Origin of the sequence: Pigmentiphaga litoralis (assembly GCF_048632615.1) — a bacterium.
GTDB lineage: Bacteria > Pseudomonadota > Gammaproteobacteria > Burkholderiales > Burkholderiaceae_B > Pigmentiphaga > Pigmentiphaga litoralis_B.
This window is the reverse complement of sequence record NZ_CP184479.1, coordinates 4,853,967-4,866,924: the sequence shown is the minus strand read 5'-3', so window position 1 is coordinate 4,866,924 and position 12,958 is coordinate 4,853,967. Positions and strand designations below refer to the sequence as shown.

The 12,958-nt window shown below is 63.9% G+C and carries 13 protein-coding genes, 1 tRNA gene and 2 pseudogenes; 8 read left to right on the top strand and 8 right to left on the bottom strand.

Annotated features, from left to right (window positions below):
* The first annotated feature begins 13 nt into the window (after positions 1-13).
* The 4 genes and pseudogenes from ACNANG_RS22520 to ACNANG_RS22505 all read left to right on the top strand — a co-directional run bounded on the left by ACNANG_RS22520 (position 14) and on the right by ACNANG_RS22505 (position 4,057).
* Positions 14-976, top strand: coding sequence for a Bug family tripartite tricarboxylate transporter substrate binding protein (locus tag ACNANG_RS22520; protein ID WP_420224881.1), 963 nt, complete (start codon positions 14-16; stop codon positions 974-976).
* A 40-nt stretch (positions 977-1,016) separates the two neighbouring features.
* Positions 1,017-1,895: a sugar phosphate isomerase/epimerase family protein gene (locus ACNANG_RS22515; RefSeq protein ID WP_420224880.1), complete on the top strand. Its 879-nt coding sequence runs from the start codon at positions 1,017-1,019 to the stop codon at positions 1,893-1,895.
* A 109-nt stretch (positions 1,896-2,004) separates the two neighbouring features.
* Positions 2,005-2,655 (top strand): TetR/AcrR family transcriptional regulator, encoded by a 651-nt coding sequence (locus tag ACNANG_RS22510; protein ID WP_420227636.1) that lies wholly within the window; start codon positions 2,005-2,007, stop codon positions 2,653-2,655.
* 149 nt (positions 2,656-2,804) lie between these two features.
* Positions 2,805-4,057 (top strand): annotated as a pseudogene (locus tag ACNANG_RS22505) (Hsp70 family protein).
* Between the two features lie 56 nt (positions 4,058-4,113).
* Here ACNANG_RS22505 and ACNANG_RS22500 read toward each other — a convergent pair.
* The 5 genes and pseudogenes from ACNANG_RS22500 to ACNANG_RS22480 form a co-directional block, all read right to left on the bottom strand.
* Positions 4,114-5,622, bottom strand: a complete 1,509-nt coding sequence (locus tag ACNANG_RS22500; protein ID WP_420224879.1) for an AMP nucleosidase — start codon at positions 5,620-5,622, stop codon at positions 4,114-4,116.
* Between the two features lie 202 nt (positions 5,623-5,824).
* Positions 5,825-5,909, bottom strand: a tRNA-Leu gene (locus ACNANG_RS22495).
* A 64-nt stretch (positions 5,910-5,973) separates the two neighbouring features.
* Positions 5,974-6,378 carry a preprotein translocase subunit SecG gene (secG, locus tag ACNANG_RS22490; RefSeq protein ID WP_420224878.1) on the bottom strand — a complete coding sequence of 135 codons (405 nt, stop codon included), beginning with the start codon at positions 6,376-6,378 and terminating at the stop codon, positions 5,974-5,976.
* Positions 6,378-7,160: a triose-phosphate isomerase gene (gene tpiA / locus ACNANG_RS22485; RefSeq protein WP_420224877.1), complete on the bottom strand. Its 783-nt coding sequence runs from the start codon at positions 7,158-7,160 to the stop codon at positions 6,378-6,380. The genes secG and tpiA overlap by 1 nt, the downstream gene beginning before the upstream one ends.
* Positions 7,161-7,263: 103 nt before the next feature.
* Positions 7,264-8,245 (bottom strand): annotated as a pseudogene (locus ACNANG_RS22480) (NAD(P)H-quinone oxidoreductase).
* Between the two features lie 275 nt (positions 8,246-8,520).
* Here ACNANG_RS22480 and ACNANG_RS22475 point away from each other — a divergent pair.
* The 3 genes from ACNANG_RS22475 to ACNANG_RS22465 are packed head-to-tail and all read left to right on the top strand — an operon-like array spanning position 8,521 to position 11,022.
* A complete protein-coding gene (locus ACNANG_RS22475; RefSeq protein ID WP_179587000.1) occupies positions 8,521-8,937 on the top strand; it encodes a RidA family protein in 417 nt (138 codons plus the stop codon).
* 17 nt (positions 8,938-8,954) lie between these two features.
* Positions 8,955-9,968 carry an amidohydrolase family protein gene (locus ACNANG_RS22470; RefSeq protein WP_420224876.1) on the top strand — a complete coding sequence of 338 codons (1,014 nt, stop codon included), beginning with the start codon at positions 8,955-8,957 and terminating at the stop codon, positions 9,966-9,968.
* A gap of 55 nt (positions 9,969-10,023) precedes the next feature.
* A complete protein-coding gene (locus ACNANG_RS22465) occupies positions 10,024-11,022 on the top strand; it encodes a Bug family tripartite tricarboxylate transporter substrate binding protein (protein ID WP_420224875.1) in 999 nt (332 codons plus the stop codon).
* Positions 11,023-11,076: 54 nt separating this feature from the next.
* Here ACNANG_RS22465 and rraA read toward each other — a convergent pair whose 3' ends face one another.
* On the bottom strand, positions 11,077-11,562 hold the full coding sequence (gene rraA, locus ACNANG_RS22460; protein ID WP_420224874.1) for a ribonuclease E activity regulator RraA: 486 nt from the start codon (positions 11,560-11,562) through the stop codon (positions 11,077-11,079).
* 118 nt (positions 11,563-11,680) lie between these two features.
* Here rraA and ACNANG_RS22455 point away from each other — a divergent pair, with 118 nt between their 5' ends.
* Positions 11,681-12,076, top strand: a complete 396-nt coding sequence (locus ACNANG_RS22455) for a hypothetical protein (RefSeq protein WP_420224873.1) — start codon at positions 11,681-11,683, stop codon at positions 12,074-12,076.
* Positions 12,077-12,088: 12 nt separating this feature from the next.
* Here the strand turns inward: ACNANG_RS22455 and ACNANG_RS22450 are convergent, their stop codons facing one another.
* Both ACNANG_RS22450 and ACNANG_RS22445 read right to left on the bottom strand, forming a co-directional pair.
* Positions 12,089-12,451 (bottom strand): hypothetical protein, encoded by a 363-nt coding sequence (locus ACNANG_RS22450; protein WP_420224872.1) that lies wholly within the window; start codon positions 12,449-12,451, stop codon positions 12,089-12,091.
* A gap of 58 nt (positions 12,452-12,509) precedes the next feature.
* Positions 12,510-12,902: a hypothetical protein gene (locus ACNANG_RS22445; RefSeq protein ID WP_420224871.1), complete on the bottom strand. Its 393-nt coding sequence runs from the start codon at positions 12,900-12,902 to the stop codon at positions 12,510-12,512.
* Positions 12,903-12,958: the final 56 nt, after the last annotated feature.

Sequence of the window (12,958 nt, the reverse complement as noted above, 5' to 3'; positions counted from 1 at the left end):
CCAGGAGACGTTGATGAACCCGATACTTCCGATGGTGGCCGTGGCACTTGCCGCGCTGCCGATGACCACGCATGCGCAGGCCTATCCCAACCACACCGTCCGTATCATCGTTCCCTATTCACCGGGCGGCACGGTGGACCTGGTCGCGCGGGTCCTGGCGCAGCGTCTGACCGAACAGATGGGCCAAACCTTCATGGTGGAAAACCGCGCGGGCGCCAGCGGCGCGATCGGCAGCGAAGCGGTGGCCAGGGCCACGCCCGACGGCTACACCCTGCTCGTGCAGTCGCCCACTCTGGTCGCCAATCCGCTGTTGATCAAGGCCACGCCCTACCAGGTGGCGCGCGACTTCACGCCGATATCGCTGCTGGGCGAAGTGCCCATGGTGCTAGCCGCCTATCCTGGCGTGCCGGCATCGAATCTGAAGGAATTCATCGCCCTGGCCAAGGCGACACCGTCGAAGTACGCGTTCGGCACGTCGGCCCTCGGATCCCCCATGCACCTTGCCCAGGAAGCCATCAAGTTCGAAAGCAAGATCGACATCCCCATCGTGGCCTACAAAGGCACCGCCGGTGCGTTGAATGACGTGCTGGGCGGACAGATCAGCGCCCTGATCGACGCGATTCCGTCGTCCTATCCGCATATCGAAAGCGGCAAGCTCAAGGCCCTGGCCGTGACCACCCGCGCGCGCGTCGCGAGCCTGCCCAACGTGCCGACCGTGGCCGAGTCGGGCCTGCCCGACTTCGATATGTCGAGCTGGTATGGCCTGTGGGCGCCGGCCGGCATGCCCGCCGAGGTCACCCGCAAGCTGTCTGCCGAAGTGGCCAAGGCCATGCGGTCGCCGCAGGTCGAAGAACGTCTGAAACCCCAGGGCTTTATCGCCAATGGCAGCACGCCCCAGGAATTTTCGGGCTTCATCGACAAGCAGACCGCCACGTATGCACGCGTGATCAAGGAAGCGAATATCCGCGTGGATTGAACGCTCAAGATTGAACAACCTGCTTTTACCGGATGCACCCATGCGCAATTTTTCCGACAGCCACGAATTGCTTTCCATCAATACCGCGACCCTGCGCCGGCAGGAAGGCCGCGAGGTCCCGCTGCTGGACATTCTGGACCAGTGCGCCGAACAGGGCGTGCGGGCCATTTCGCCGTGGCGCGACCAGGTGGCGTCGGCGGGCCTGGCGGCCACGTCACGCGCGGTGCGCGCGCATGGCATGGCCTTGTCCGGCTACTGCCGCGGCGGCATGTTTACCTACACCGACACCCCCGGCCACCTGGCAGCCCGGTCCGACAACCGCCGTGCGGTCGACGAAGCGGCCGAACTGAATGCAGCGTGTCTGGTGCTGGTCGTCGGCGGCTTGCCAGGCGCCCTGGCGGGCAAGGCGGCTTATACGGATATCGCCCGCGCCCGCGCGCAGGTCGAGGAAGGCATTGCCGAACTGCTGGAATATGCCAAGGGCGCGCACATGCCAGTGGCCATCGAACCCCTGCACCCTATGTACGCAGCCGATCGCGCCTGCGTCAACACCCTGGAACAGGCGCTGGACATCTGCGATCGCCTGGACCCCGGCAAGACCGGCGCCCTGGGCGTGGCCGTCGATGTGTATCACGTGTGGTGGGATCCAAAACTGCGCGAACAGATCGCCCGCGCCGGTAAATCCCGCCTGCTGGCCTTCCACGTGTGCGACTGGCTCACGCCGACCACCGACCTGCTCAATGACCGTGGCATGCCGGGGGACGGCGTCATCGATATTCCGTTGATACGCGGCTGGGTCGAAGCGCAGGGCTTTGCCGGCTACAGCGAAGTCGAGATCTTTTCGCAAGACAACTGGTGGAAGCGCCCCGGCGCCGAGACGCTGGCCACCTGCATCGAACGGCATCGCAGCGCGGTTTGACGGCGTATCGGGCATGGCCGGGTTGTATAATCGCGGCCATTCCGGAGCCTGATTTGATCTTCTCGTCGCGCATGCCCCCTTGCCCCTCCTCGTCGTCAGCGACTCGCCGATGACCAGCGACGTCACGACAGACCCGCGTCAGCGATCACGCGATGCCGACCGCACCCAGGCTGAAATCCTGCTGGCCGCCCGCGACGAATTTGCCGAGTACGGGCTGGGCGGCGCGCGCGTTGACCGCATTGCCGAACGCGCCAAGGTCAACAAGCGGCTGATCTACTACTACTTCCAGAACAAGGAAGCCTTGTTTTTGGCCGTGCTGGAAGCCGCGTACGACGATATCCGGGCGGCCGAACGCAAGCTCCATCTGGAGCATCTGTCGCCGGCCGACGCCGTTCGCAAGCTGACCGAATTCACGTGGGAGTACTACCTTGCCCACCCCGAATTCATTACGTTGCTCAATAGCGAAAACCTGCACCGCGCGCGGCATCTGGCGCAGTCCGACAATGTGCAGAACGTCAATTCGCCATTGATCGAAACCCTGGCCGGCATCCTGGAACGCGGCCGCGCCGCCGGCGTCTTCCGGGGCGGCGTCGACCCCGTGCAGCTGTATGTGTCTATCGCGGCGCTGTCGTATTTCTACCTGTCGAACAATCACACCCTGTCGTCCGCCTTCGGCCGCGACCTGCTGTCCGCCAAGGCCAAGGCCGAACGCATCTCGCACATCAACGAAGTGATCATGGGGTATATCTTGCGGGATTGATGCCAAGGACCTAGTCGGGCGGGCCCCTTCACCAGGAAGCAACACTTCCTGGTCGGGGTTGGGCCGGCGCGGAGCCATCCCTCGGCTTGCGTTTACACTGGCGGGCCGTCGCGACAGGCGACGCGTAATTACGTGAGTTGCTTACCTTGATGATGTCTACCGCATGCGGCGTCGACTTTGGCACGTCCAATTCCACCGTGGGATGGAGCCGGCCAGGACACCCGGCCCTGCTCGATCTGGAACAGGGCAAGCCGACGCTCCCTTCCGCCATCTTCTTCCATGACGAAGACGCCGAAATCAGCTACGGCCGCGCTGCGCTTGCCGATTATCTGGCCGGCTATGACGGCCGGCTGATGCGGTCCATGAAGAGCCTGCTGGGCAGCTCGCTGATGGAAGGCCACACCGAAGTCCAGGGCCGCGCCCTGCCCTTTCGGACGCTGCTTGCCAAATTCATTGGCGAACTCAAACATCGCGCCGAGTCCGCCGCGGGCCGCCGGTTCGACAGCGCCGTGCTGGGCCGTCCGGTGTTTTTTGTCGACGACGACCCCGTGGCCGATGACCTGGCGCAAACGACGTTGGCCGAGATTGCCGCGTCGGTCGGGTTCAAGCACATTGAATTCCAGTTCGAACCGATGGCTGCGGCGTTCCATTACGAATCGCAGATCGATCGCGAAGAGCTGGTGCTGGTCGTCGACATCGGCGGGGGCACCTCGGACTTTTCCGTGATCCGGTTGGGCCCCGAGCGTGCGGCCAAACTGGAACGGCGCGACGATATCCTCGCCAATGGCGGTGTGCATATTGGCGGCGTCGACTTCGACAAGTACCTTAGCCTGGCCACGGTCATGCCACGCTTCGGCTTGGGCAGCAAGCTGACCAGTGGCAAGGACGTGCCATCCACCCAGTTCAATAACCTGGCTTGCTGGCACACCATCAACCTGGCTTACAGCCGCAAAGCCTGGGCGCACCTGAACGACATCTACGGCGAGGCCGCTGAAAAAGACAAGCTGGCGCTGCTGCTTGGCATGGTCAAGGAACGGTCGGGCCACTGGCTGGCGATGCAGGTCGAAGAAGCCAAGATTGCGCTGTCGGATGCCGGCCAGGCGGTGATCGATCTGTCGCGTGTTGCGCCGGGCCAGTCCGTCGATGTGACACGGGCAGTGTTCGACAAGGCCGTCGGACATCTGGTCGACAAGGTGGAAGTGACGGTGCAAGACGTCTTGCGCAAGGCCAATGTCGCGCCTGCGGACATCGACACGGTGTTCTTTACGGGGGCTCGAGCCGCCTGCCGCTGCTGCGGGAGCGGCTGTCGGCGGTGGTGCCCGCCGCGCGCAGTGTGGAAGGTGACGTGTTCGGGAGCATCGGCGCCGGTTTGGCGCTGGATGCGGTGCGCAAGTTCAACTGAAAAGAAAGCAGTGCACTGATCGTCAGTACACTGCAGTTGGGCCAGCGCCCCTCCCTTCATTGGAACGCCGTCTCCATGAAGTTGCGCAGCTTGCGAGAATGCAGCCTTTCCGGCGGCATCTCGCGCAGCAGTTCCAGCGCCCGAATGCCGATATCCAAGTGCTGCCCGACCTGCCGGCGATAGAACGCACTGGCCATCCCGGGCAGCTTCAGCTCACCGTGCAATGGCTTGTCGGACACGCACAGCAGCGTCCCGTAAGGCACCCGGAAGCGGAACCCGTTGGCCGCGATCGTTGCCGATTCCATGTCCAGCGCAATCGCGCGTGACTGCGCAAAGCGCTGAACCGGTTCCAGCTGCTCGCGCAGTTCCCAATTGCGGTTGTCGATCGTGGCCACGGTACCCGTGCGCATGATGCGCTTCAGCTCCCACCCCGACAGCCCTGCCACCTGTTCCACCGCCTGTTCCAGCGCCACCTGCACCTCGGCCAGCGGCGGCACCGGCACCCAGGTCGGCAGGTCCGCATCCAGCACGTGGTCGTCACGCACGTAGCCATGCGCCAGCACGTAGTCGCCCAGCCGCTGCGACGTGCTCAATCCCGCGCAGTGGCCCAGCATCAGCCAGGCATGCGGACGCAGCACGGCAATGTGATCGGTAATCGTCTTGGCGTTGGATGGCCCGACGCCGATATTGACCAGCGTCACGCCAGAATTATTGGGCCGGACAAGGTGGTACGCAGGCATTTGCGGAAGCCGCGCCACCGCGACCCGGTTCGGCTCGCTATCACCATGCCGCGTGATGCGGTTGCCCGGCTCCACCAGCGCGTCATACTCGCCGCTGCCCACCAGCGCCCGCGCGCGCTCGCAGAACTCGTCCACATAGAACTGGTAATTGGTGAACAGCACGTAGTTCTGGAAATGCGTCGGCGCCGTTGCCGTGTAGTGCTGCAGCCGGTGCAGCGAATAGTCGATACGCGGGGCGGTAAAGGGCGCAAGCGGACGCGGCGACGTGTCATTGCCGAACCACGTTCCGTTCACGATCGCGTCGTCGGTTATCGCCAGGTCCGGCACGTCGAACATGTCGCGCAGCGGCCGCTTCAGCGCTTCAATCTGTTCGCCTTCCACATACGTGCCATCGGGAAACGCAAAGTGCAAGGCGATCGGCACGTCCGACTCGCCCACGTCGATTGCCACGCCATGGTTCTGGATCAGCAGCTTGATCTGCTCGGTCAGGTATTCCTCGAACAAGGCCGGTTGCGTGACCGTGGCCTGATAGACGCCGGGCTCCGCCACGTGGCCGTACGACAGGCGCGAGTCCACCGAGTCGTAAGTGTCGACACGGATGCGGATGAAGGGATAGCACGCTCGCACGCGTCCGGCTTCAGCGGCCTGGGCGGCCACGATGTCCTTGAAGCACGCCACCAGCCACGCGGTGTTACGTTCGTAAATGGCGATCAGCCGGGCTACCGCGGCGGACGCGTCGCGAAAGGATTCGGTAGGCCAGGGGGTAGGCAGTGCAGGCTCGAAAGGGTGAGCAGGCGGGGCGGAAAGCGGAACGGAATCAGTCATGGGCATTCTTCACGTTGGACGCGGCAGGCGTGCTGCGATAGCGGCGTCGAAACGCAAAGGCCAATGTCGGCGGCCTTGCGCGTCGCGACGACAAAGCCATGATACCGGTGAATGTGAACAGCAGAATGGCTGAGCCAGGACGAAAAAAAACCTGCGCGTTCAAGACGGTTGCAGGTTCTTTTCAATCGACTTCGAATTTCGTTGGTGCCGTCGGCGAGACTCGAACTCGCACAGCTTTCGCCACTACCCCCTCAAGATAGCGTGTCTACCAATTTCACCACGACGGCATTTGCTCCAAGCCCGCTAGTATATAGGAAATCCGGCGAGGGTGTCGCCAGACTTCCCAACTTTTTAGCTGCGCGTTGCGGGGGCGGCAGGTGCGGCCGGCGCGGTCGGTGCAACAGGAACCGAGTTGTCGTTACCAGGAACCGGAGGACGCGGCAGGCCTGGAACCGATGGCACGGAACGGTCGGTTGGCACGGCGTCCATCACGCCGCCCGCGGGGGCGACGGATGCGGCCGGACGGCCAAGGTAGGCCAGGCCCGCGGTGGTCAGGAAGAAGACAACCGCCGCCCACTTGGTGGCGCGCGACAGGAAGTTCGCTGCGCCCGTTGCGCCGAACAGGCTGCCTGCGGAACCGCCGCCGAATGCCGAGCCCATGTCGGCGCCCTTGCCCTGCTGCAGCAGCACCAGGACGATGATGGTAATGGCGGAAATGACCTGCACGATCAGCAGGACGGTGAACAAAACAGACATTAAAGACTCCGGGTTGACGCGCCCGCCTCGGCGATGCGCAAGAATTCGTCGGCGACCAGGGCGGCACCGCCGATCAGCCCACCATCGATGTCGGCCTGCGCGAACAGGGTGGCCGCGTTGGCTGCCTTGACGCTGCCGCCATAAAGAATACGGACGCCCGGGCACTTGACGGCGACCAGCGCGGCGCGGATCGCGGCGTGCACTTCCTGCGCCTGTTCGGGGCTGGCGGTCTTGCCGGTGCCGATGGCCCACACGGGCTCATAGGCCAGCACCATGCGCGCGACGGCGTCGGATCCCAAGGCGAGCACAGGCGCGAGCTGCGCGTGGATCACGTCAAGGAAACGGCCGCTTTCGCGCTCTTCCAGGCTTTCGCCGATGCACACGACCGGCGTCAGGCCGGCCGCGAGCGCCGCCTTGGCCTTTTCAGCCACGACGTCGCTGGATTCGCCGTGCATGCTGCGGCGCTCGGAATGGCCCACGAGCACATAGCGGCACCCGAAATCGGCAAGCATGGCGCCCGACACTTCGCCTGTGTAGGCGCCTTTGTCGAAGCGGCTGATGTCTTGCGCGCCCCAGGCGATGTCGGACCCGTGCAATGCGGATTCGGCTTGCGACAGGTAGGGAAACGGAACGCAGACGCCGACGTCGCAGGCGGCGGCATTCGAGGACTGGTTCCAGCCGGAACGGATAGCGGACAGGAGCTGCGCGTTGGCGGCAAGCTCGCCATGCATTTTCCAGTTGCCAAGGACGAGACGGCGGATCTTCTGCTGAGTAGTGGTCATCGAGTGCACATCGAAAATTGCCCCGAATGTTCAGCCGGACGGCTTGGGCAAAAGATCGATTGTATCGGCTTCTGGCCTCTCGCTACAGCACCTATCGTAAAAACTAGATCGTGAGCATGATCTTGCCGACCTGTTCGCCGGCTTCCATCATGGCGTGAGCCTTGGCGGCATCGGCCAAAGGGAAGGTGGCGTGGATGATGGGCTTGAGCTTGCCGGCTTCGAGCAAGGGCCATACGTGTTCGCGCAACGCGGTCGCCACGCTGCCCTTGAACGCGGCGTCGCGGGGGCGCAGTGTCGAACCCGTCAGCGTCAGGCGGCGCCGCATCATCAGGTTCAGGTCGAGCTGTTCGGCCTTGGTGCCGCCCAGCATCGCGATCATGACGATACGGCCGTCATCGGCCAGGCATTGCAGGTCGCGGCCAATGTAGTCGCCCGACACCATGTCGAGGATGACGTCGACGCCCTTGCCGTCCGTCAGGCGCTTGATCTCGGCCACGAAGTCCTGGGTCTTGTAGTTGATTCCGGCGACGGCGCCCAGTTGTTCGACGGCGCGAACGCGGTCGTCACTGCCGACGGTGGCGTAGGTGGCGTGGCCCATGGCCGTGGCCATCTGGACCGCCGTGGTGCCAATGCCGCTGGCGCCGCCATGCACCAGGAAGCGTTCGTTGCCGGACAGCCGGCCGCGCATGAAGACGTTGCTGTACACGGTGAAGTACGTTTCGGGCAGGCCGGCGGCTTCGACCATGGACAGGCCGGCCGGAATCGGCAGGCATTGCACGGCCGGCGCGACGCAGTATTCGGCATAGCCCCCGCCGTTCACCAGAGCGCAGACGGAGTCACCCACCTTGAAGCCAGCGGCGCCGGCGTCGCCGCCAACGATGACACCCGCGACTTCCAGACCTGGCAGGTCGGACGCGCCCGGAGGCGGCGGATAGCTGCCCTTGCGCTGGAAGACGTCGGGGCGATTGACGCCCGCTGCCACGACCTTGATCAAGACCTCGCCGGCGGCAGGTTTCGGGAATAGGCCGTTCGACAGGCTTCAGAACGTCAGGTGCGCCAGGCTGGGTGATTTCGATCGCGATCATGGGGGGCCTCCAAAAAAACCAGTGTAACCCCGGTGGGTATGCCCCCTAGGCGCTGCGCGCCTCCCCCAGGGGCAGCACTGGCGGACGGGGGGACCCGGATCCGCTGTGCTCTCGATCTTAGAGTCCTTGATCAGATGTACTCAAACCCTGGGCATTCCCATTTCGAATACCAGGACTCCAAATAGCTTGTGTTCTTTTGTACGTATCCTCCCTAGACTCTCGCGGTGCGACGCTGGCATGCATGCCGCGCGCGGAACTTCAGGATACGAGACATCATGACGACACAAGCGCAGGTCATCGAAGGCAAGGCCACTCCTCGCGGAAAGTATCCGCATATCAAGCGGGCGGGGGATCTCCTGTTCGTGTCGGGTACGAGCTCGCGCCGCGCCGACAATTCGTTCGCCGGCGTCGAAGTCGATGCGATGGGCACAACGCGCCTGGACATTCGCGCGCAGACACGTGCCGTGATTGAGAACATTCGTGACATTCTGGCAACAGCGGGCGCGTCGTTGACCGACGTGGTCGAGATCAGCACCTTCCTCGTCGACATGAATGACTTTGGCGGCTACAACGAGGTGTATGGCGAGTTCTTCGACTACACCGGTCCGGCTCGCACCACCGTTGGCGTGCACCAGCTTCCCCACCCTCACCTGCGTATCGAGATCAAGGCGATCGCATACAAACCCCTCTGACCCGCCAGGTGACGACCATGAAAATCGACATGCATTCCCACTTCTTCCCGCGGATCACGCAGGCGGAAGCCGCCGCCCTGGACCCCGTCCGCGGCCCCTGGTTGCGCGTGGATGAAGGCGGCAAGTCCGGCCAGATCATGCGCGCGGATCAGCCCTTCCGGCCGGTGTACGACGCGTTGTGGGACGTGGATGCCCGGCTGGCCGAGATGGACGCGCAGAAGGTGGACATCCAGGTCACGTGTTCGACGCCGATCATGTTCGGCTATGAATATCCGACCGACCGCGTGATGCCGTGGGTGCAGCGCATGAACGAGCTGGCCATCGAATTCTGTGAGCCCACCAAGGGCCGGGTGATCGCACTGGCGCAGGTGCCGCTGCAGGATATCGACGCAGCCTGCCGCGAGGCGTCGCGCGCCATGTCCATTGGCCACCACGGCGTGCAGATCGGCAATCACATGGGCGATCGTGATCTGGATGACGAAGGCCTGGTCACGTTCCTGCAGCACTGCGCCAACGAGGACATTCCCATCCTGGTCCACCCCTGGGACATGATGGGCGGCGATCGCATGAAGCAATGGATGCTGCCGTGGCTGGTGTCCATGCCGGCCGAAACGCAGCTGGGCATTCTGTCGCTGATCTTGTCGGGCGCTTTCGAACGCATTCCCGAATCGCTCAAGATCTGTTTCGGCCATGGTGGCGGCAGCTTTGCCTTTTTGCTGGGCCGCGTCGAGAACGCATGGAAGCATCGCGACATCGTGCGCAAGGATTGCCCGAAGCCGCCGTCGGAATACGTCAAACGTTTCTTCGTGGATTCGGCAGTCTTCGATCCGCGCGCGCTGCGCCTGCTGGCCGAGGTCATGGGTACCGACCGCATCATGCTGGGATCGGATTACCCGTTCCCGCTGGGCGAACAGCAGATCGGCCAACTGGTGGCCGAGCACCCGGACCTGACCGACGCCGACAAGAAAGCGATCTGGGCCGACAACGCCATCGACTTCTTCAATATCGACGTCAAGGGCGTCGCCGCCTGACCCGACGCGCCTTCGATTCCTGACCACCCCGCCCCGCACCCAAGGAAGCACCACCATGAAGTTCGTCCCCTCTTTGAGCCGTGTGTCGCGCTCGGCCCTGTCGGCTGGCCTGACCGCGCTGTCGGTTGTCGCTGCCGCGCCCGCGTTCGCCGCCGACTATCCTGACCATGCCATCCGCCTGGTCGTGCCCGCGCCCCCGGGCGATGGCACCGACATTCTTGCCCGCAGCATCGGCAAGGTGCTGGGCGAGCGGCTCGGCCAGAGTGTCGTGATTGAGAACCGGCCCGGCGCGGGCGGTGGCATTGCGGCCGACGCGGTTGCCAAGGCCGCGCCCGATGGTTACACGCTCATGATGGGCAACGCCAGTTCGCATGCCGTGACACCCGGCCTGTACAAGAAGCTGTCGTGGGATCCGGTCAGGGACTTCACGCCGATTGCGCTCGTGGCCAGCGCACCGAACGTGCTGGTGGTGAACCCCAATCTGCCCGTTCGGAACATCCAGGAATTCATTGCCTACGCCAAGGCCAACCCTGGCAAGCTGAACATTGCGTCCGGCGGCAACGGCAGCCTGTCGCACCTGTCGGCCGAGCTGTTCAATTCGATGGCCGGCACGCAGATCACGCACGTGCCCTACAAGGGCGCGGCGCCTGCCGTGACCGCGTTGATGGGCGGTGAAGTGTCGGCCCTGATGATCAACATTCCGACCGTGACGCAGCACATTGCATCAGGCAAGCTGCGCGGCCTGGCCGTGAGCGCAAAGACGCGTTCGCCGCAATTGCCCGACCTGCCGACGCTGGACGAAGCCGGCCTGAAGGGTTATGACACCGAGGCCTGGTTCGGCCTGTTCGCGCCCGCCAAGACACCGGCTGCCGTGATCACCAAGCTGCAGGCCTATACGCGTGCCTCCTTGGCCGACACGGCCGTGCAGACGCAGATGCGCAACATGGGTGCGGTCAAGTCCGATCTGCAGGGCGCCGCCTTTGGCACGTTCATGCAGCAGGACCTGAACAAGTACGGCGCCATCATCAAGGCAGCCAACGTGCAGGTCGACTGATGAGACGCCCCCTGACAGCATGGCCATCGAGCCACGCCGTCAGGGGTTTTTCAATTACAGGTCGGCCGGCGAAGGCAGCACGACGATGCCGTCCTCGTCGCTGTACAGATAGTGTCCGGGCTCGAACGTGACGCTGCCGAAATATACGGGTATGTCGACGATCCCGTCGCCGCGTTTGGCGCTGCGGCGCGGGTTGGTGCCAAGCGCCTTGACGCCGATGGCCAGGCTGTCGATCAGCATCGAATCGCGGATCGCGCCGTAGACCACCACCCCTGCCCACCCGCTGTCGACGCCGCTGCCCGCCAGCATGTCACCCATCAGTGCACTGCGCATCGATCCGCCACCATCCACTACCAGCACTTCGCCCTTGGAGGGTTGGGCCAGTGTCTGCTTGATCAGGCCGATGTCCTCAAGCGTGCGCAGGGTACGGATGCGGCCTTCAAAAATGCGGTGTTTGCCGAAGCTGCGGAACTGGATATCGCACGATGCGGCGTGCGGGTACATGTCGGTGATATCGCTGGTACGGGCCGAACGGGACATAGGACTTCCGGAGAATCTGGTGAAGCCTTAGTCTAGCGGTTTCGCCTTTCGCACGCCTTCGTCCACCATGTCTTTGAATCGACCTTTTGCATTTCGCCCTGTTCTCGTCGCCGCGGGTGTGCTCGCCGGCCTTCTCGCTAGCCCGGTCCATGCGCAGGCCGTCATCCAGGTCACCGTGCAGAACGACAGCCCGCGCGCTGTGATACGCGTGTCGAGCAGCGCCGGCACCGCGCACGAGACAGCGCCTGCCGCCCGCATCAACGTGGGCGGCAGTGACCGCTACACTATCACGGCGCGCGACGCGGGGCCGTTGCAAGGCAGCGCAACCTATGCGTCGGCCGATGACCGGTATCAGTGCCGATTCGTTTATGCGGTCACGCCGCGCGGGGCGGACAGGTGGGGGTTCGAGCACAGCGGCACGTCGGTGGGGCCGAGCCCGGTCAATTGCCGGGTGACGATGCAGTCGTCCGATGCACAGGCAGGTACGCAGTCGCTGGTGCTGACGATACGTTAAGGCTGTAGCGGGTCAGCGCAGCGGCGACCCATCGTTGGCGGCGCGCCGATCCGTACGGGTCGGACGGCGCACGGGCAGGTTCGACACCCGCGACAGCACCAGGCAGATGCCAAGCAGGATGACGCCGACGGGCAGGATCAGGTTCCAGCTGAACCAGCGTTCGTGGTACGCATACCAGCCGGCCCCTGCAAAGATCAGCATCGGTCCATTGACGACCGACGACTTGGTGAATCCTTCCAGCGCCAGGACGAGTACGCCTGCAAGCACGAGGGCGCCGGCGCCAAGCACTTCCCACTCGATACGCCAGCCAAGTTCATGCAGCAGCCAGGCGATGCCCAGCAGGACGAGAATGAGGGGGCCGGCGGTATTTTTCATCGTGCCTTGTAGAAAGAAGAGCGACCGCGCGTGCCAGACAGGAGCGCGGGAGCGGCTGTCAGCGCAGCGCGGCGCGGGCGCCGATCAGACCCAGCAACTGGCTGGTCTGGGCGCTGACATCGGCAGCCGGCGCGGCCTGCTGGAACAGTTTGGGGCCCAACGATTTTACCGACGCGCGGCGCAGCACATCGTCCGCTTCGCGGCCGGACGTAAAGTCCTTCATGGTCAGCGCTGGATTGAGATCCCCGGCCTGGATGCGCGCGATGGCAACACCGTGGATCTCCTGTTCGTTGGCGAAGTACGCGGACATCAGCCCGGCATCATCCAGGCCACCGCCGAAGTGCGACCACAGCACCTCGCCGGAAATGGTCGCGAGAAACAGGTTGCCGTGATACTGCACCTGGAAAGTCAACGTATCGTTGAGCGTCTTGAAAGTGGGATAGCCGTTCATGAAGCGGTCGTGATAGAAATTGTCCGTGCATGTAGCGCTTCACGGACTAGGTATAT